Origin of the sequence: Pseudomonas sp. SH10-3B, assembly GCF_019891415.1 — a bacterium.
Classification (GTDB): domain Bacteria; phylum Pseudomonadota; class Gammaproteobacteria; order Pseudomonadales; family Pseudomonadaceae; genus Aquipseudomonas.
On sequence record NZ_JAFLXD010000002.1, the window covers coordinates 118,029 to 135,042 of the forward strand.

16 protein-coding genes and 1 pseudogene are annotated in these 17,014 nt (G+C 58.9%); 11 read left to right on the forward strand and 6 right to left on the reverse strand.

Annotation, left to right across the window (positions count from 1 at the left end; genetic code table 11):
- Window positions 1-70 precede the first annotated feature (70 nt).
- Window positions 71-679: a TetR/AcrR family transcriptional regulator gene (locus J1G35_RS02510; protein ID WP_223013273.1), complete on the reverse strand. Its 609-nt coding sequence runs from the start codon at window positions 677-679 to the stop codon at window positions 71-73.
- A 78-nt stretch (window positions 680-757) separates the two neighbouring features.
- Here J1G35_RS02510 and J1G35_RS02515 point away from each other — a divergent pair, with 78 nt between their 5' ends.
- Window positions 758-1,642, forward strand: a complete 885-nt coding sequence (locus tag J1G35_RS02515) for an NmrA family NAD(P)-binding protein (protein ID WP_223013275.1) — start codon at window positions 758-760, stop codon at window positions 1,640-1,642.
- 175 nt (window positions 1,643-1,817) lie between these two features.
- Here the strand turns inward: J1G35_RS02515 and J1G35_RS02520 are convergent, their stop codons facing one another.
- Window positions 1,818-2,735 (reverse strand): LysR substrate-binding domain-containing protein, encoded by a 918-nt coding sequence (locus J1G35_RS02520; protein ID WP_223013445.1) that lies wholly within the window; start codon window positions 2,733-2,735, stop codon window positions 1,818-1,820.
- A gap of 187 nt (window positions 2,736-2,922) precedes the next feature.
- On the opposite strand from J1G35_RS02520, the pseudogene J1G35_RS02525 reads away from it, so the two are divergent.
- The 7 genes and pseudogenes from J1G35_RS02525 (at window position 2,923) to J1G35_RS02555 (ending at window position 10,942) form a co-directional block, all read left to right on the forward strand.
- Window positions 2,923-4,424, forward strand: a pseudogene (locus J1G35_RS02525) (ABC transporter substrate-binding protein).
- Between the two features lie 81 nt (window positions 4,425-4,505).
- Window positions 4,506-5,423, forward strand: coding sequence for an ABC transporter permease (locus tag J1G35_RS02530; protein ID WP_064053624.1), 918 nt, complete (start codon window positions 4,506-4,508; stop codon window positions 5,421-5,423).
- A 9-nt stretch (window positions 5,424-5,432) separates the two neighbouring features.
- Entirely contained in the window at window positions 5,433-6,335 is a 903-nt protein-coding gene (locus J1G35_RS02535) for an ABC transporter permease (protein WP_053139004.1), read from the forward strand.
- A gap of 32 nt (window positions 6,336-6,367) precedes the next feature.
- Window positions 6,368-7,384, forward strand: coding sequence for an ABC transporter ATP-binding protein (locus tag J1G35_RS02540; RefSeq protein WP_223013276.1), 1,017 nt, complete (start codon window positions 6,368-6,370; stop codon window positions 7,382-7,384).
- On the forward strand, window positions 7,381-8,370 hold the full coding sequence (locus tag J1G35_RS02545) for an oligopeptide/dipeptide ABC transporter ATP-binding protein (protein WP_223013278.1): 990 nt from the start codon (window positions 7,381-7,383) through the stop codon (window positions 8,368-8,370). The genes J1G35_RS02540 and J1G35_RS02545 overlap by 4 nt, the downstream gene beginning before the upstream one ends.
- Window positions 8,367-9,791 (forward strand): M20 family metallopeptidase, encoded by a 1,425-nt coding sequence (locus tag J1G35_RS02550; protein WP_053138998.1) that lies wholly within the window; start codon window positions 8,367-8,369, stop codon window positions 9,789-9,791. The genes J1G35_RS02545 and J1G35_RS02550 overlap by 4 nt, the downstream gene beginning before the upstream one ends.
- Window positions 9,788-10,942 (forward strand): M20 family metallopeptidase, encoded by a 1,155-nt coding sequence (locus J1G35_RS02555; protein WP_223013280.1) that lies wholly within the window; start codon window positions 9,788-9,790, stop codon window positions 10,940-10,942. Before J1G35_RS02550 ends, J1G35_RS02555 begins: the two co-directional genes overlap by 4 nt.
- 34 nt (window positions 10,943-10,976) lie before the next feature.
- Here the strand turns inward: J1G35_RS02555 and J1G35_RS02560 are convergent, their stop codons facing one another.
- The 3 genes from J1G35_RS02560 to J1G35_RS02570 all read right to left on the reverse strand — a co-directional run bounded on the left by J1G35_RS02560 (window position 10,977) and on the right by J1G35_RS02570 (window position 13,055).
- The gene (locus J1G35_RS02560; RefSeq protein WP_223013282.1) at window positions 10,977-11,399 is read right to left on the reverse strand and encodes a hypothetical protein; all 423 of its coding nucleotides are present in this window, start codon (window positions 11,397-11,399) and stop codon (window positions 10,977-10,979) included.
- 47 nt (window positions 11,400-11,446) lie between these two features.
- Window positions 11,447-11,911 (reverse strand): transketolase, encoded by a 465-nt coding sequence (locus J1G35_RS02565; RefSeq protein ID WP_223013284.1) that lies wholly within the window; start codon window positions 11,909-11,911, stop codon window positions 11,447-11,449.
- A gap of 127 nt (window positions 11,912-12,038) precedes the next feature.
- Window positions 12,039-13,055, reverse strand: a complete 1,017-nt coding sequence (locus tag J1G35_RS02570) for a 1-aminocyclopropane-1-carboxylate deaminase (RefSeq protein WP_027603421.1) — start codon at window positions 13,053-13,055, stop codon at window positions 12,039-12,041.
- A 198-nt stretch (window positions 13,056-13,253) separates the two neighbouring features.
- Here J1G35_RS02570 and J1G35_RS02575 point away from each other — a divergent pair, with 198 nt between their 5' ends.
- Window positions 13,254-13,763: an Lrp/AsnC family transcriptional regulator gene (locus tag J1G35_RS02575; RefSeq protein WP_223013286.1), complete on the forward strand. Its 510-nt coding sequence runs from the start codon at window positions 13,254-13,256 to the stop codon at window positions 13,761-13,763.
- 7 nt (window positions 13,764-13,770) lie between these two features.
- Here the strand turns inward: J1G35_RS02575 and J1G35_RS02580 are convergent, their stop codons facing one another.
- Window positions 13,771-14,751 (reverse strand): AraC family transcriptional regulator, encoded by a 981-nt coding sequence (locus J1G35_RS02580; RefSeq protein WP_223013288.1) that lies wholly within the window; start codon window positions 14,749-14,751, stop codon window positions 13,771-13,773.
- Window positions 14,752-14,939: 188 nt separating this feature from the next.
- Here J1G35_RS02580 and J1G35_RS02585 point away from each other — a divergent pair, with 188 nt between their 5' ends.
- Together J1G35_RS02585 and J1G35_RS02590 are read left to right on the forward strand one after the other, a co-directional pair.
- Window positions 14,940-16,118 carry an aldo/keto reductase gene (locus J1G35_RS02585; RefSeq protein ID WP_223013290.1) on the forward strand — a complete coding sequence of 393 codons (1,179 nt, stop codon included), beginning with the start codon at window positions 14,940-14,942 and terminating at the stop codon, window positions 16,116-16,118.
- A 178-nt stretch (window positions 16,119-16,296) separates the two neighbouring features.
- Window positions 16,297-17,007: a hypothetical protein gene (locus J1G35_RS02590; RefSeq protein WP_223013292.1), complete on the forward strand. Its 711-nt coding sequence runs from the start codon at window positions 16,297-16,299 to the stop codon at window positions 17,005-17,007.
- The last annotated feature ends 7 nt before the right edge of the window (window positions 17,008-17,014 follow it).

Genomic DNA, 17,014 nt, shown 5'->3' on the forward strand with positions numbered 1-17,014 from the left:
TCGCGTGCTTACACCTTTACTGAGCCAGCTCAACGATTTAACGGATCCCCCTACCATCGGGGTTACTCAATCATGTCGTTTCAGTACCCGAACTATCTTGGCTCTCAGGCCATGCCGACATCGCGACATCAATGAGGCCGCCAAGTGTCTGGTTAGTCGCCCCGACTGAAGGCAGATTTACCACAGCCTGCAGTATTCCGAAGTAATACCAAGCCAGTAGATCCAAATCGACATGCTGCCCTATCTCACCCTCCAACTGACCATGAGTCAAAATATCCAGAAAAATCTGTCGCTGCTGGCAAGCCGCAAAATTCGCGGTTTTCTTTCCTGCGGCAGTGAGGTCTTCTTGCTCAGCGTTACTGCGAGATATCAGGCAACCAGGCGGACGCTCTGCGCCAAATGTCTTCGGAAGAAACTCTCGGAGCAGTGCTTCTACGCTTGCCTTGGAGGTCTGTGCCCGGGTCGATCTCATTCGCGTTAATACACGGTCGGTATATAGCTGAAGAGACTCGTTGAAGAGCCCATCCTTATCATGGAACCGCTGGTACAGACTTGATCGAGACAAACCCGTTGCCTCAGTCAGATCGCTGACCGATGCATTTGCGTACCCATGCCGCCAGAAAACAGCCGTCGCCGCCTTCAGGACAGCACTTTCGTCATATTGCGGTTTGCCGCTCATAAATCCTCCGTTGACAACATGGAACGATCAGACCAGGATAGTTGGACTGATCGTTCCAATGTATAGGAAGATTTTATCATGCTCAATCCATCGACTAATCGGACGCAACCACTCAGCATCGCCGTTGCCGGCGCGACAGGCCGTGTAGGCAGGCGATTGATCAGTCAGTTAGTGCAAGACCCCGTCACGATACTGGCGCTCACACGGCAAAAATCATCCACGACCTTTCCACAAGGGGTGGTCTCTGCCGAGTTGGATTTTGATCAGCCGTCCACGCTCAGAAAAGCGCTTGTCGGTGTCGAGAAACTGTTCATTGCTCACGGCACTTCACCCCAACAAGTCGCCAACGAGATCGCCCTCATTGACGCTGCCGTAGAAATGGGCGTGCAGCACATCGTAAAGCTTTCGGTGATGGGGCCATCGACCCCTCTCAATCCATTTGCTTGGCATTCATTGATAGAAGCACATCTGGGTCAACAACCTATCGCGTCTACCGTATTGAGACCTACAACCTTCATGGACGTGCTCAAGCGTGCTGGCAACGCTGTTGCAACGGGCACTTGGGCAGGCGCCGCAGGCAATGGACGTGTGAACCTGATAGACACTCGAGATGTAGCAGACTCGGCGCGCGTAGCATTGCTGGAGGAAGTAGCAGAAGGATCACAGCGTGCGTATCACCTGACAGGGCCTCGAAATTGGACAATGCCGCAAGTTGCCGAGCAATTGTCCGTTCTGTTAGGCCACACAGTCGCCTATACCCATCGGTCTCCCGTCGCACAGCATTCAGCGTTAGTTGCCGATGGACTCTCCCCGTTTGTAGCCGAGATTCTCGTGGGGCTTGATCGCATCTTCCATGATTCCATACTGACAGAACGAACCTTTACGGTTGAAGACCTCACCGGCACCCCACCGCGTTCGCTGTCCGCCTGGCTCCGTGAAAACCTTGAGGCCTTCAAGAAATAGGCATTACCGACCATTAGAACCCGAGCATCGCCCAAAATTGGAGTGCTGATGTAGCAGACGCACACCGTTTAAATCTCAAACTATAGGTTGCTGTTCATGAGAGCCTTCAAACATCCGGAAGCCAGGGAAAACTCGCTGATCTTCCAAAGTGGAAGATGTGAGTAACCTCATCTTTTCAACGCCGCTTCGCCTTCGCCAGCTCAGCGATCAGAAAATCCCTGAACGCCGAAACCGCCGCCGGTAGATTGCGCCCAGCCATGCTTTGCAGTTCGATGCGCCGTGCCTGCATGCCTTCATCAAGGATCGGCAAGCATTGCAACTGCTTGTCCGCCACCTGTTGGTGCAAGGTCATTTCGCTGGCCAGGCTGATGCCTCCCTCTTCACGGACGAAACTGTAGAGCGCGGCAACGTAATTAGTGGTCAATACCGGGTCGAACAACAACCCCTGGACGCCGCAACAGATGTCGAAGAGTTGCCGTATCGTAGTGTCAGCCTTGGGTAACGCAATGGGCCAGGGTTGCAACTCGGCGAGGTAGACAGACTCGCGCCCGGCCAAGGGATGGGCATTGGAGACCACGGCAAAAATCGCCCCGCTCAGGACATGTTCAACCTTGATTTCCTTTTGCGGCGTCAGGCTGAACGTCATCGCTAGGTCGGCTTCACCGGAGCGAACCTTCTCGGTCGCTTCAGCGGGCGCACAGACCTCCAGCGTGAAATGAATGCCCTGATACTCACGCCTGAACGCGCTGATGCTCCTGGGCATGTATTCCAAGGCAAATCCTTCCGAACAGGCCACATGCACATGACCGCGCTGCAAGCCGTGCAACTCGGTAATTTCCAGCACCACCTGCTCGGCCTCAAGCTGCGACTTGCGCGCATAAGCCGCCAGTCGCGCCCCCGCCTCGCTGAGCACCATGCCGCGGGCACGACGCTCAAACAGGCTGGCATCCAGGGCCAACTCAAGCTTGGAAATTTGTCGACTCACCGCTGATGCCGCCACATTCAGCCGCATTGAGGCCTCGCTGATCGATCCGCATCGCGCGACCTCAAGAAAATAGCGCAGTGCCGTGGACTGCACGCCATACAGCTGCATCGGAGCCCCCAAGGATTGCCTTTTCGGCAAAGGAAGTATCGAAATATTGTGCTTGTGGCATTGATAGCCCTTCCCTACATTCGTGTCCAGACCAAAAAAAACAGCGCCCGTCCTTTTCCTCCTCCTTCTACGCATTTGCGATTCGCTGCCCTTTGATTCAACCACTCTCGCCAACGGAGACGACGGCATGGGCATCAAAGGTTTCGCCTGCAGTATTGCGCTGATGGGTCTTATCAGCAGCTTTCCGGCGCATGCCGGCAAAGCCAACGACACCCTGGTTTACGCTTCCGACAGCGAGCCTGAAAACATCAGCCCCTATCACAACGATTTACGCGAAGGCGTGATTCTCGGCCGGCTGATCTGGGACAACCTGATCTACCGCGATCCCAAAAGCGGCGAATACAAACCCATGCTGGCCACCAGCTGGAAACAGGTCGACGACACCACCCTCGACTTTGAGCTGCGCAAGGGCGTCAAATTTCACAACGGCGACGCCTTCACCGCCGACGACGTGGTGTTCACCCTCAACTACGTGGTGTCGCCCGAAGCGAAAGTCGTTACCGTGCAAAACGTAGACTGGATCAAGAGCGCCGAAAAAACCGGTGACTACAGCGTCCGCCTGTATTTGAAGAAGCCTTTCCCGCCGGCACTGGAATACCTGTCCAACGCCGTTCCGATGTTTCCCAAGCAGTACTTCGAGAAGGTCGGCCTGGCCGAATTCAGTCGCAAGCCAATTGGCACCGGGCCGTATAAAGCCGTGTCGGTGGTGGCCGGCGAAGGCGTGACCATGGAGATCAACAAGGACTACTTCCCGGACAGCCCACAAGGCAAGCCCCATATCAGCCACCTCAAGTTCCGCGTGATCCCGGATGCAGAAACCCGCCTGGCTGAGTTGATGACCGACGGTGTCGACTGGATCTGGCGGTCGACCTCAAAGGTATGCCGAACCTGACCGTGACCAGTGGCGAAACCATGCGCATCGGTTTCCTGATTCTTGATGCACGCGGCACCTCCACTGAAAACTCACCGATGAAGAACCTCAAGGTGCGCCAGGCCATCAACCATGCGATCAACCGCAATGCGCTGGCCACGCAATTGGTGGGTGGCGAAGCCAAGCCCTTGCAGGTTGCCTGTTATCCAGGCCAGTTCGGTTGCGATACCACCGCGGCCACGGTCTACAACTATGACCCCGCCAAGGCCAAGGCGCTGCTCGCCGAAGCCGGTTACCCGAATGGCTTCGAGACAGAAATCTTCGCTTATCGCGACCGTGATTACGTCGAAGCCATCATCGGCAACCTGCGCGCGGTGGGCATCAACGCCAAGCTGCGCTACTTGAAGTACGCCGCCCTGCGCGATCAGCAACGTGGCGGCAAGGTGCCCATGTCGTTTCAGGCCTGGGGCTCGTTCTCGATCCTCGACACCTCGGCGTCGGCCGGTACCTGGTTCAAGGGCAATCCGGACGACAATATCAAGGACCCACAAGTCCAGGGCTGGCTACAGACCGCCGACAATGCCCTCGACCCGCAAGTGCGCAAGGACAACTACCGCAAGGCCTTGCAACGCATCAGCGAGCAGGCCTACTGGGCGCCGCTGTTCAACTACTCGATGAACTACGCCTACACCTCGGAACTCGCGTTCACACCGTACCCGGATGAGCTGCCGCGTTTCGTCGAGTCCACGTGGAAGTAATACGTCACCGGGCGCACGGACTCTCGTGCGCCACGGACACGTCCTCACACTTGTCATCCATTGGATATGAGGAAACTTGCCATGCTTGGATTCCTTCTGCGCCGCCTGGGCATCGCCATTTGCGTTGCCATTACCGTGTCGGTGATCAGCTTTTCTCTTTTGCACCTGTCCGGCGACCTCGCCACCGCCATTGGCGGACCGGAAGCTACCAGCGAACAGATCGAACAGATTCGCGTGCAGTACGGCTTGAACAAACCGCTGCCGACCCAGTACTTCAACTGGCTGGGCGATTTGCTGCGGCTGGACCTGGGCAACTCGTTTTTCTTTCAGGAATCGGTCTACAACCTCGTCGCCAGCCGCTTGCCGATTACCCTGGGGCTGGGTGCCATGGCGCTGGGGATCGCCTTGCTGGTGGCCATTCCACTGGGCGTACTGGCCGCAGTCAAACGCGATACCTGGATTGACCGGTTGGCCTTGAGCATCGCGGTGCTGGGTCAGGCAATGCCAAGCTTCTGGTTTGCGCTGATGTTGATCGTGGTGTTCGCGGTGACGCTCAAGTGGCTGCCGGTGTCCGGCAACTCGACCCTGCTGCACTTCGTCATGCCGGCCATTGCCCTGGGCTACTACGCGACGCCGGCAATCATGCGCCTGACCCGCGCCGGCATGCTTGATGTGCTCAGTTCCGACTACATCCGCACCGCCCGCGCCAAGGGCCTGCGCCCTGCCCGCGTGTTGTTCAAGCATGCACTGCGCAACGCCCTGATTCCGGTTGTCGCGCTGGCGGCGGTGGAGTTCGGCTTCATGCTCGGCGGCTCGGTGGTGATCGAAACCGTGTTCTCCCTGCAGGGCATCGGGCAACTTGCCTGGGACGCCATCGCCCGTGACGACTTTCCGGTGGTACAGGCCGTGGTCCTGCTGATTGCAGTGATCTACATCATCCTCACGTTGCTGGCCGATGTGCTCAACGCACTGCTCGACCCGCGTATTCGCGTGCGCTAGGAGGCTTACATGAGCACCCCCACTACCCTCGCGATCAATGACTACCTGCCACCACCGAGCAGCCTGAGCCGAGTACTTGGCAAGAGCTTGCGTCATCGTGGTTTCGCCATCGGCGCAGTGTTGTTGCTGATTATCTTCGCGGGTGCACTGTTCGCGCCGTGGCTGGCACCTTACGACCCCTATGCGCAAGACGTGATGCTGCGCATGAAACCGCCGGTATGGATGGCCAACGGCACCTGGGAATACGTGCTCGGCACCGACAAGCTGGGCCGCGACTACCTGTCGAGGCTGCTCTACGGCGCACGTATTTCGCTGTTCATCGGCATTGCAGCGGCGCTGATTTCCGGCTTTATCGGCACGGTCATGGGGCTGTTGGCAGGCTACTACGGCGGCAAGGTCGATGGGTTTATCAGCTACCTGATCACCACCCGGCTGGCGATGCCGGTGGTGATGGTCGCGCTGGCCTCGGCCTCGCTGATGGGTGGCTCACTGAAAGTGGTGATCGTGCTGCTCGGCTGCCTGTTATGGGATCGCTTCGCGGTGGTGGTCAGGGCCTCGGTGCAACAGATTCGCGATGCTGAATATGTGGCGTCAGCCCAGGCGCTTGGCTGCTCGACCCTGCGCATTCTAGCCAGTGAAATCCTGCCCAATCTGGTCGGCGCACTGATCGTCGTCGCGACGCTGGAAATGGCCCACGCGATCCTGCTGGAGTCAGCACTGTCGTTCCTCGGGGTTGGCGTGCAGCCACCGACGCCGTCCTGGGGCCTGATGATCGCGGAAGGCAAACCCTACATGTTCTTTTCCCCGTGGGTCATCGCCATTCCCGGCGTCGCCCTGATGATTCTGGTGCTGGGCATCAACCTCGTCGGCGATGGCCTGCGCGATCTGATCCTGCCCGACGGCCGTAACTGATAGACCGCCGTAACTGATAGAGGGAACCGAACATGGCACTACTCCATGTAGAAAACCTGCGCGTGGACATCCCCATGGGCAACAGCCCGACGCCGGATGACATGCTGCATGCCGTACGCGGCCTGAATTTTGAAGTCGAGCGCGGTGAAATGCTGTGCATCGTCGGGGAATCCGGCTGCGGCAAATCCTTGACCTCGCTGGCGTTGATGGACCTGTTGCCACGCAAGGCAAAACGCACCGCGTCCCGGCTGACGCTGGACGGCATCGACATGCTCGGCCAGAGCGAGCGGCGCATGTGCGACCTGCGCGGCAACCGCCTGGCGATGATCTTCCAGGAGCCGATGACCTCGCTGAACCCGGCCTACAGCATTGGCGATCAACTCAGCGAGGTACTGACCCAGCATCGCAAGGTCTCACGCAAAGAGGCCCTGGCGCGCGCCGCGCAGATGCTGGAGAGGGTCGGGATCAGCAATGCCACCGAGCGCTTGCGTCAGTATCCGCATCAGCTTTCCGGCGGCCTGCGCCAGCGGGTGATCATCGCCATGGCGTTGATGTGCGAACCGGACCTGATCATCGCTGATGAGCCCACCACGGCGCTGGACGTGACCATTCAAGCGCAGATCCTGCGCTTGATCCGCGACATTCAGAAAGAACTCGGCCTGGCGGTGATCTTCATCACCCACGACCTTGGGCTGGTGGCACGGATCGCCGACCGGGTCGCCGTGATGTATGCCGGGGAAATCGTCGAAACCGCCCCTGCCCTGCAACTGTTCGAGAACCCGCAGCATCCGTACACCCGGGGTCTGCTGGCGAGTATTCCAATCCCTGGCCGGACCAAACCGGGTGAGGCGCTGGGTTCGATTCCAGGCCTGGTGCCGAGCCTGGTCGGCGCACAGCAAGGGTGTGCGTTCCGCAATCGTTGCGGTCAGGCGATCCCGGCCTGCGCGCAAAACATCCCCGAAGTCGAACAGGACGGGCACATGGCGCGCTGCCTGTTCGCCGCCCCGGCCCCGGCACCGATTCGCCTTCAGGAGCGTGCAAGGTCATGAAAAAAGACATCGCTTTGGAGCTGTGTGACATCCGCCGTGAGTTTCGGATCAACCAGGGCTTTTTCAAACCCGCCGCCACCCTGAAGGCTGTTGATGGTGTTTCCCTGCGCCTGATGCGTGGCGAGACCCTCGGTCTCGTGGGCGAGTCCGGTTGCGGCAAAAGTACCCTGGCCAAGATGCTGCTCGGTCTGTTGCCGCCCACCAGCGGCGACGTGTTGGTCAATGGCAAACACCTGGCGGCGACTGATCGCAAGGAAATGTCCCGGCATATCCAGCCGATTTTCCAGGACCCGTATTCCTCGCTGAATCCACGCAAGACCCTGCGCGAAATCGTTACCCTGCCGCTGATCGTGCATGACATCGGCAGCACCGCCGAGCGACGCAAGAAGACCGAAGCGATGCTTGATGTGGTCGGCCTGCCCAAGCGGGTGATCGACAGCTACCCGAGCCAGCTGTCCGGCGGGCAACGCCAGCGGGTGGCGATTGCCCGGGCGCTGATCATGCGCCCTGACGTGTTGATCTGCGACGAGCCCACATCAGCGCTGGACGTGTCGGTGCAGGCGCAGATTCTCAACCTGCTGCAGGACCTCAAGCGCGAATTCGGCCTGACCTATCTGCTGATCAGCCATAACCTGGCGGTCATCGAACACCTCGCCGACCGGGTCGCCGTGATGTACCTGGGGCGCATCGTCGAAGAACGCACGCGCGAATCGTTGTTCGCTCAACCCGGCCACCCTTATACACGTGCCTTGCTGGATTCGGTGCTCACGCCCGATCCGCGCCTGGGCATTCCCGAGATCGGCCTGCACGGCACCTTCCCCAACCCCATGTCACCGCCGTCCGGCTGCGCCTTCCATCCGCGCTGCCCGAGCTGCTTCGCCCCCTGCAAAACGGCCTACCCGGCCAATAGTCCGCTTATCGGCGGCAACGTGCGTTGCCACCTTCACGACACTTCTGCCCAAACACTGGAGCTTGTCCACTCATGAGTCGTTCACTGGCTATCAGCAACACCACAGCGCAATTCGACAACGGCGAGTTTTTCAATCTGCTCGAACGTAGCGTCGCCCTGCACACCGAAAGCCAGGCAGCGGACAGCCAGCCCGAGCTGTATCGCTACCTCAATGACTTCATCACCCCGCATGTCGAGGCGATGGGTTTCAGCGTCAAGATCTATGACAACCCGGTGGCCGAGCGCGGCCCTTTCATGATCGCCACGCGCATTGAACACCCGGACCTGCCGACCGTGCTCAGCTACGGCCACGGTGATGTGGTGCGCGGCTATGAGGCGCAATGGCGCGAAGGCCTGTCGCCGTGGCAAGTCATTGCCGAAGGCGATCGCTGGTACGGCCGCGGCACGGCGGATAACAAAGGCCAGCACCTGATCAACCTGACCGCGCTGGAACAAACGCTCAAGGCGCGCGATGGCCAACTGGGTTTCAACGTCAAGCTGCTGCTGGAAATGGGCGAAGAAGAAGGCTCGCCGGGCTTGAACGCATTCTGTGCCGCGCACAGCAAAGAGCTTGCGGCGGATATTTTCATCGCCTCGGACGGCCCGCGCCTGGCGGCATCACGCCCGACGATTTTTCTCGGCTCACGCGGGGTATTCAACTTCGAGCTGGTGGTCAATTTACGTGAGGGCGCCCATCACTCCGGCAACTGGGGCGGGTTGCTGGCCAATCCCGGCATCATCCTGGCCAATGCCATCGCGAGCATGGTCGATGAACACGGTCGGGTGAAAGTGGCGGGACTGATGCCCGAGACACTGCCGGAGCCGGTTCGACAGGCACTGGCCGATATTGCCGTGGGTGGCGGACCGGGCGATCCGGACATCGACGCCAACTGGGGTAACCCGGCGCTTTCGCTGAGCGAAAAGGTGTTCGGTTGGAACACCCTCGACGTCATCGCCTTCAAGACCGGCAACCCAGACGCCCCGGTGCATGCGATTCCCGGCAAGGCTAACGCCCACTGCCATATCCGCTTCGTGGTCGACAGCGACTACACGACCTTTATCCCGGCGGTACGTACCCATCTGGATGCGCATGGCTTCAGCAATGTCGAGGTCAAGCAAAGCCGCATCGATGTGATGCATGCCACTCGGCTGGACCCGCAGAGCCCTTGGGTCGATTGGGCGCTCAGTTCCCTGGCACAGACCACCGGCAAAAAACCTGCGCTGCTGCCAAACCTCGGTGGCTCGCTGCCCAACGACGTGTTCGCGGACGTGCTGGGCCTGCCAACATTGTGGGTGCCGCACTCGTACCCGGCCTGTTCACAGCATGCGCCGAACGAACACTTGCTGGCGCCGGTGGTCAAGGAAAGCCTGCAAATCATGGCCGGGCTGTTCTGGGACCTGGGCAACGACGCGGCACGCCTGACGCGGGAACATCAGTTACGGGAGCAGGCGCAATGAGCGCCACGCCACAACAGGCCTTGGACTGGCTTGCCGACCAGCGCCAAGCCATGGAAGCGCTGCTGCGGCGTATCGTCGACACCGATTCCAACAGCTATGACAAGGCGGGTGTCGACGCTGTGGGCGCGCTGCTCGCGGCTGAACTGGAGGCCGACGGCATATTGCTCAAGCGCATACCGGTCGAGGGTTTTGGTGACGTGCTGCTCGCCGAAGTGCCAGGCGATTCTGGAAAACCGGTGCTGTTGCTGGGCCATCGCGACACGGTCTTCCCCAAAGGCACCACCACGACTCGCGGCTACAGCCGCGACGCCAACCTCGCCTATGGCCCCGGCGTCGCCGACATGAAAGGCGGCCTGGTGCTCAATTGCTTCGCCCTCATGGCCCTCAAGCGCGCCGGCCGGTTGCCCTATCCGGTGCAGGTCCTGTACACCGGCGACGAAGAAATCGGCTCCGGCAGCGCCAGGCCCCATATCGAAAACGCCGCCCGTGCCGCCCGCGCCGTGCTCAATACCGAACCCGGCCGGGCCAGCGGCAACGTGGTCAGCGCACGCAAAGGCGGGGCCACGCTGATCATCGAAGTCAGCGGCCGCGCGGCGCATGCCGGGGTCAACCATGCCGACGGGGCCAGCGCCATCGAGGCCCTGGCACGCAAGATCATCAAGCTGCATGCCTTGACCGATTACCCGGCAGGCATCACCACTAACGTTGGGCTGATATCCGGTGGTACGTCGAGCAACACCGTCGCGCCCAGCGCCTGCGCCCGGCTGGACGTGCGCTTCATTGAACTCAAGCACTGGGACCAGATCTTCAGCGCAATCCAGGCCATCATCGCCGAAGAAGAAGTGATCGGCACCCGGGCTGTCCTCAAGGAAGCGACGACCTTTCTACCGATGGAAGCACGCCACAGCGCACGACTGCTAAGCCTCTACCAACAAAAAGCACTGGCGCTGGGTTTCAGCGTCGAAGGCGAATTCACCGGCGGTTGCGCCGACTCCGGCTTCACCGCCAGCCTGGGCGTTCCAACCCTGTGCGGGCTCGGTCCGGTGGGTGGCAAGGTTCACACTGATCGCGAATACCTGGAACTGGACACCCTGGTGCCTCGCGCCCTGGCCTTGGTGGCGACCATTCTGGCGGTCGGCGACAGCGTTTGAGGTCGTGGTTTTCTACGTGTGGTCTCCGACAGGTTCACGGGCAGTTCCTGACGCTGTCGGGTATCGTTTCAAGGTGACGGGAATTGCTCACTCGGGCGAAGTTTTTGACCTGTTCTACTGCTGCAATCACCGAACATTCGGCCGACCCGTCTGGCGCTATGGAGTAGAGGCATCGCTTACCCATGGAAAGGCTATGCAATAAACGCTCATCCAGTTCACCGAGCACGACAAAAGAACAGTCACTCTTGACCCCTTGCACATCAACGCGCTTGCCAGGCACGGTGTTCACCGTATCGACATGGATCAGCGCAACATTGTCAAAACAGCTGAACCCCTGATGGATCAAGTCAATATGAGCGCTATCAAGCCCGCACACGATGACCACGATACGCGTGCCACTTGAAGGCTCGCGCATCCACTTCATTGCATGGGTGCGACAGTCGACGGTTCGGCTCATAAGCGATGCCTTTATTGTTCCAACAGGCGAATGGACCAAGTCCTTGGTTAAATGACGCCGCGTGCCTGCAACACGCTTTTCGCCAGGCTTCGGGTCGCCGCTAACACCGCCTCCACCTGTTGATCCATCTGTGCAGTGGAGGAGGCTATTTTTCCAAGTTCGACCACGCGCAGTGGATGACCAAAGACGGACCCCAGCCACGTCATGCCGCAATTCCTGCCAGTTTCGACATCCAGTAAAAAGCTGCCGTGGCAGACGCCGCGCAACAGTTGGCTGGCATGGCACGCGTAGCCCCCGACAGACGGCTCCGGGCTGGACCCGACCTGCAACCAGTCGAGCATCAACGCCTCGGACTGTTTGACGGCTAGATAAGCCACCTGGTCCCACTCATCTATCGCCACATGCAGCTTGTCGATCATGTATTGAGGCAACGCGGCGCTGGTAACGATCACCACTCCGGCATCCGCCGAAGGCTCCTTGATCCAGACTGCGGATTGCGTTATCGCATGCATGGCGGTACTCCCGGCGGTTGGATAGGAGCAACGTGCTCCGGGTGGCGATTCGACGATGGGGTCGTGACATTCAATATCGGTGCCGACTCACCCATCGCTTTGTGAGCTCCCTGGTTATTGGCGTTAATCAGCCATTGCGAAACAGGAAGCTGTAGGCATTCAGCGCAGGCGCCCCACCCAAGTGCGCATACAGCACTTTCGAGCCTTCGGGGAACTCACCACGGCGAACCATTTCAATCATCCCGTGCATGGATTTGCCCTCGTACACCGGATCGGTCAGCACACCTTCCAGGCTCCCGCACAAACGAATGGCTTCCAGCGTGCCTTCGTTGGGCAAACCGTATTCCGGGTAGGCAAAACGTGTATCGAGCACCACATCGTCTTCGGTGATTTCACGGCCCAGTTCCACCAACTCTGCGGTGTGCCTGGCGATACGCAGGATCTGGGCCTTGGTTTGCTCCGGCTTGGCCGAGGCATCAATGCCGATAACGTTCTTCGAACGGCCGTCCGCGGCGAAACCGACGACCATACCGGCCTGGGTACTGCCGGTCACAGAGCAGACCACGATGTAGTCGAACGTGAACCCCAGTTGTTTTTCCTGCTCACGCACTTCTTCGGCAAAGCCGACGAACCCAAGGCCGCCGTAGGGATGTTCGGAACACCCGGCAGGGATCGGAAACGGCTTGCCACCCCGCTCCACCACATCGTCCATGGCCTTCTGCCAACTGGGCCGGATGCCAATGTCGAACCCGGCGGCGTCCAGTCGTACGTCGGCGCCCATGATGCGCGACATCTCGATATTGCCAACGCGGTCATACACCGCATCGGAGTAGTTCACCCAGTTTTCCTGCACCAGCACACACTTCATGCCCAGGTGAGCGGCAACGGCGGCCACCTGGCGGGTCTGGTTCGACTGGATACCGCCAATGGAAACCAAGGTATCGCAGCCTTGCTCGAGCGCTTCGGGAATCAAGTATTCGAGCTTGCGCGTTTTGTTCCCGCCAAAGGCCAGGCCACTGTTGCAGTCTTCACGTTTGGCATACAGCTCGACCTTGCCTCCCAGGTGTTCACTGAGGCGCTTCAAGGGCGTGATGGGAGAAGGACCGAAGGTCAACGGATAACGTTTAAAACGATTCAGGTTCATGACGCTGCTCCTTGATTACTGGACATCAAAGCGCCAGACCGAAAGGCAAAGGTTGCCTTCCAGGTTCTTTCAGACGGGCTTCGATGAGTTCAATATTAAGAAGTTTTCCAAAAAGATGTCTTGCAAACTTTTATCACTTGAAGAACTATAATTTCTCACTATAAATATCAAACATACTTTAATTGCGAATAAACAGTTATGAACGCAATAAACACTCGCAAGAAGCCAAGCGTATCAGCCCCGGTGCCGCAGCCGCTGGATCGAACCGACCGCGCCATTCTCAAGGCCCTGCAGCGAGATGCGTCCATCTCCAATGTGGCGCTGGCAGAAAAGGTGAAATTGAGTGCACCTGCGTGCCTCAGGCGCGTCGAGCGGCTCAAGCAAGTCGGCCTGATCAAAGGCATCGTCGCACTGCTGGACACTGTCACGCTGGATGCGGGAATGGTGGTGTTGATCGGCGTGGTGCTGGACCGCTCCACACCGGAATCCTTCGCCGCATTCGAGGCAGCCGCACAAAAAGTGTCCGGCTGCATGGAGTGCCATGTGGTGACGGGGGAATTCGACTACTTCATGTTGATACGAACCAAGGACAGCAACAGTTTCAACCGGCTCCACGCGGAACAATTGCTGTACCTGCCAGGGGTTCGCCAGATTCGATCGTTCATGGGCTTGCGTCAGGTCTTGTCGACCACCCACATTCCCCTTTGAAGCGCCGCTAGTCGAGCATTCCACCCTGCTCCCGTACGTGCTTGATGTCTCTCGAGGGCGGGGCTCCGAAACGCCGGGCATACTCACGGCTGAATTGAGCGACACTTTCATAGCCGACGCGCAACGCGGCGGTGTTCACGTCTATCCGATCGGTCAACATCAGGCTGCGTGCGGCTTGCAGCCGTAACGCTTTTTGATACTGAACAGGGCTGGTGCCTGTCAGCTTGCGAAAACTGTGATGCAGCGTAGAGCTGGCCATTCCTGATCGTTCGGCAAGATCAGCCACGTGCAGCGGTTTGTCGTAGTGATGTTTCAGCCATTCAATGGCTCTCACGATGCCCTTGTCTCGATAACCGTCGCGCGTGACGCTGCGCAGCCACTGCCCTGCACTACTTAGCAATAGCCGAACGCATATTTCCCGCTTGATCAGATCCGACATCAAGCCTGCTTCAAGCGGCCGTTCGATCAGCGTAGCGAGTCGAGCGAATGCATCGAGCATCTCACTCGACGCCGCACCGGATACGAAGCCACGCGCTTCAGTAGTCATTTCCTGCGCAGGCGGTTCCAAAGTCTGGATCACCTCGTTGAGCATGGAAAGGTTGAGCTTCAACACGACGGATAAATAGGGGGTTTCCTCGCTGGCAGCAGTAACACGGGCCAGTGTGGGGATGTCGACCGACGTGACGAAGAACGCCCCCTGCCCGAACTCACAGGCCTCCTCGCCGAACGTGATCTCCTTCGCGCCCTGCAGAATGATCGCCACGCAAGGCTCATAAATGCAGTAAGTGGGCGTACCCAGGTCAGCCATTCGATAAAAGGCCAGACCTGGAATGGATGTTTTGCAGACCTCGTTCAAACCAATCTGCCGGGTGACTTTTTCGATCAGCCGCCTGAGTGCCTGGAGACGCTCGTTGGGCTGGATGGGATCACGCAACGCCAGAGAATGCAGATGGCCGGAACCGAACTGCGAGAAGGAACCGCTCGTCATTACATGCGCCCCTGTTTACGGAATGCTCGAGTCTGCTGAGAGTGCCTGCTCAGCACAAGCGTATCGGCAGGATTGTGCAAAAAATATGGCGTATTAGGGTCACCCGGCCAACCCTCGTTGTTCTAACTTCCAGTACGAATACCGGCTTCGATGATCCCGTGAAACCTCGGTCGCGAAAGGAACGTTGGATGGACAGACGAGATTTTCTTACTTACTCGGCAGTGGGTACTGTTGCAGCCGCTTTGCTGCCAGCCTCGAGTATCGCAAGTTCGGCAGCCCCAGCGCCCGCTTTACTGACAGAGCGCGGGAGCGTGATGCGGACTGAAGGCCGGCCAGTGCGCACAGACCTGCCCTCCAATTCGCCCTCGCCTACCCTGCGATACATGACGCCTCAACGCTTTGGCATGGGCGGGACGCAGATCGGCAATATCTTTGCGCCGCTCAGCGACGAGCAGGCGGGCTCGGTTCTGCAAGCTGCTTGGGAGGCAGGTGTAAGGCTTTACGACACCTCGCCGTTCTACGGGTTTGGCCTGAGTGAATATCGTCTAGGCCGCTTCCTGCGCGGCAAAAATCCAGACGACTATGTGGTGTCCACCAAAGTCGGTCGCGTATTGACGGCCGCGGGTGGCCCGCGCGCAGACCATGCCATCTGGAAGTCACCCGCGCCCTTCAACTACCGGTATGACTACACCGCAGCAGGCGCACGGCGTTCCGTGGAAGACAGCCTGCAGCGGCTGGGGCTGCAGCGTATCGATATCGTCTTTATCCATGACATCTCGCCCGATAACAGCGAACTGGAAGGCGGTTGGGACGCGGCGTATCGCATTGCGCGCACGGGGGCGATGGTTGAGCTTGAAAAGATGCGTGATGAGGGCCTCATCAAGGCATGGGGCTTCGGCGTCAATACGCCGAATGCTGTGGTCCAGGCAATGGCCGGTGATGACCCGACTCCCGACATCGTGTTGCTTGCCTGCCAGTATTCGCTCCTTGAGCACGGCGATGCGTTACGCAACACCTTTCCGGCGTTGAGCAGGAAGGGCACCAGCGTTGTGGTTGGAACACCACTGAACGACGGATTCCTGGGAGGGCGCAGCCGGTATAACTTCAGCTTGGATCTGCCTGCAGGGGCGGTGGAAAAGCGCGCACGAATCATGGCGGTTGCCAAACGACATGGCATCGACATTCATACTGCCGCCCTGCAGTTCGCGGCAGCACATCCGCAAGTGTCAGCGATCATTCCGGGTGCCCGCACGCCGGGGCAGATCGTTTCCAATGTGCAGGCGATGAAGGTCGGTATCCCAGCAGCCTTTTGGGAGGAGCTCAAGAGCCGGAACCTGATCGATGCCCAAGCACCGGTCCCTTCCTGAGCAGGGTCTACGCCCGTGCAACCTGCTGATGGGGCGCTATCGTCGCTGGCCTCATTTAACCCGAAACCTATCTTCCTGGTTGCAGCAACGCTGCAAATAGCAGCCGCTTGATCCGCCTGTTCCAGTCAATAAACTGCGCACGCGTCCAACTAAAAACACTCGTCCAAGGCCGTAATAAATGAAGATACGCACGTCTTTCATGATTTTAGGCGGCCTGCTTGCGCTGTCCGGCAGTGGCTACTTACTCGCCGACACACCCGCGCTGAGCGTTCCATTGCCGGCTCCACTCCCACAGCTAAAAGTGCTGACACTCCTTATAGGTATACACCTGCTCGGCATGTGCTTCGGTCTTGGTGGGGCGACGATGCTGGACCTCTGGATCTTGCGTTGGATGCGCCGGGGTAGCCTGCCGGTTGAAATCGGACGCACCTTTCACTTCATCAGCGATGCGGTCACTATTGGACTCTGTCTTCTGTGGCTTTCAGGCCTTGGTTTCCTTGCCCTTTACGCGATGGAGTCGCCGGAAAAGTTTGAAAACCCCAAACTCTGGGCGAAGGTCATTGTGGTGATCGTGCTGACCCTCAATGGAATAATCATCCACGCGCTTGTGCTGCCAGAAGCCCTACGCGACCTGAGTCGCCCCCTGCTCTTTGGCGTATCCCGCAAAAGAGCGGCCTTATTTCTCGCATCCGGTGCAGTTTCAGGGGTGTCTTGGTACACGGCTTTTGCCTTCGGCATTTTTCGCGAGTTAAACAACAGTGTCACCTTCACCCTGCTGGTCATCATGTGGCTTACGCTGATAGTCGCGGCCTCTCTCGCCGCCATGCTGCTCTGGTTAAACTCTGCAGCGGGAGCCAGAAAACCTCCGTCGCTCAGTCATCCGACGTGAAGATAAA

Bases quoted from the DNA above. Each gene is read 5' to 3' on its own strand.
- J1G35_RS02535 (WP_053139004.1), top strand. From the start codon at position 5,433: ATGAGCACCCCCACTACCCTCGCGATCAATGACTACCTGCCACCACCG.
- J1G35_RS02575 (WP_223013286.1), top strand. From the start codon at position 13,254: ATGAACGCAATAAACACTCGCAAGAAGCCAAGCGTATCAGCCCCGGTG.
- J1G35_RS02540 (WP_223013276.1), top strand. From the start codon at position 6,368: ATGGCACTACTCCATGTAGAAAACCTGCGCGTGGACATCCCCATGGGC.
- J1G35_RS02590 (WP_223013292.1), top strand. From the start codon at position 16,297: ATGAAGATACGCACGTCTTTCATGATTTTAGGCGGCCTGCTTGCGCTG.
- J1G35_RS02570 (WP_027603421.1), bottom strand. From the start codon at position 13,055: ATGAACCTGAATCGTTTTAAACGTTATCCGTTGACCTTCGGTCCTTCT.
- J1G35_RS02560 (WP_223013282.1), bottom strand. From the start codon at position 11,399: ATGAGCCGAACCGTCGACTGTCGCACCCATGCAATGAAGTGGATGCGC.
- J1G35_RS02530 (WP_064053624.1), top strand. From the start codon at position 4,506: ATGCTTGGATTCCTTCTGCGCCGCCTGGGCATCGCCATTTGCGTTGCC.
- J1G35_RS02545 (WP_223013278.1), top strand. From the start codon at position 7,381: ATGAAAAAAGACATCGCTTTGGAGCTGTGTGACATCCGCCGTGAGTTT.
- J1G35_RS02550 (WP_053138998.1), top strand. From the start codon at position 8,367: ATGAGTCGTTCACTGGCTATCAGCAACACCACAGCGCAATTCGACAAC.
- J1G35_RS02580 (WP_223013288.1), bottom strand. From the start codon at position 14,751: ATGACGAGCGGTTCCTTCTCGCAGTTCGGTTCCGGCCATCTGCATTCT.
- J1G35_RS02565 (WP_223013284.1), bottom strand. From the start codon at position 11,911: ATGCATGCGATAACGCAATCCGCAGTCTGGATCAAGGAGCCTTCGGCG.
- J1G35_RS02520 (WP_223013445.1), bottom strand. From the start codon at position 2,735: ATGCAGCTGTATGGCGTGCAGTCCACGGCACTGCGCTATTTTCTTGAG.
- J1G35_RS02555 (WP_223013280.1), top strand. From the start codon at position 9,788: ATGAGCGCCACGCCACAACAGGCCTTGGACTGGCTTGCCGACCAGCGC.
- J1G35_RS02515 (WP_223013275.1), top strand. From the start codon at position 758: ATGCTCAATCCATCGACTAATCGGACGCAACCACTCAGCATCGCCGTT.
- J1G35_RS02510 (WP_223013273.1), bottom strand. From the start codon at position 679: ATGAGCGGCAAACCGCAATATGACGAAAGTGCTGTCCTGAAGGCGGCG.
- J1G35_RS02585 (WP_223013290.1), top strand. From the start codon at position 14,940: ATGGACAGACGAGATTTTCTTACTTACTCGGCAGTGGGTACTGTTGCA.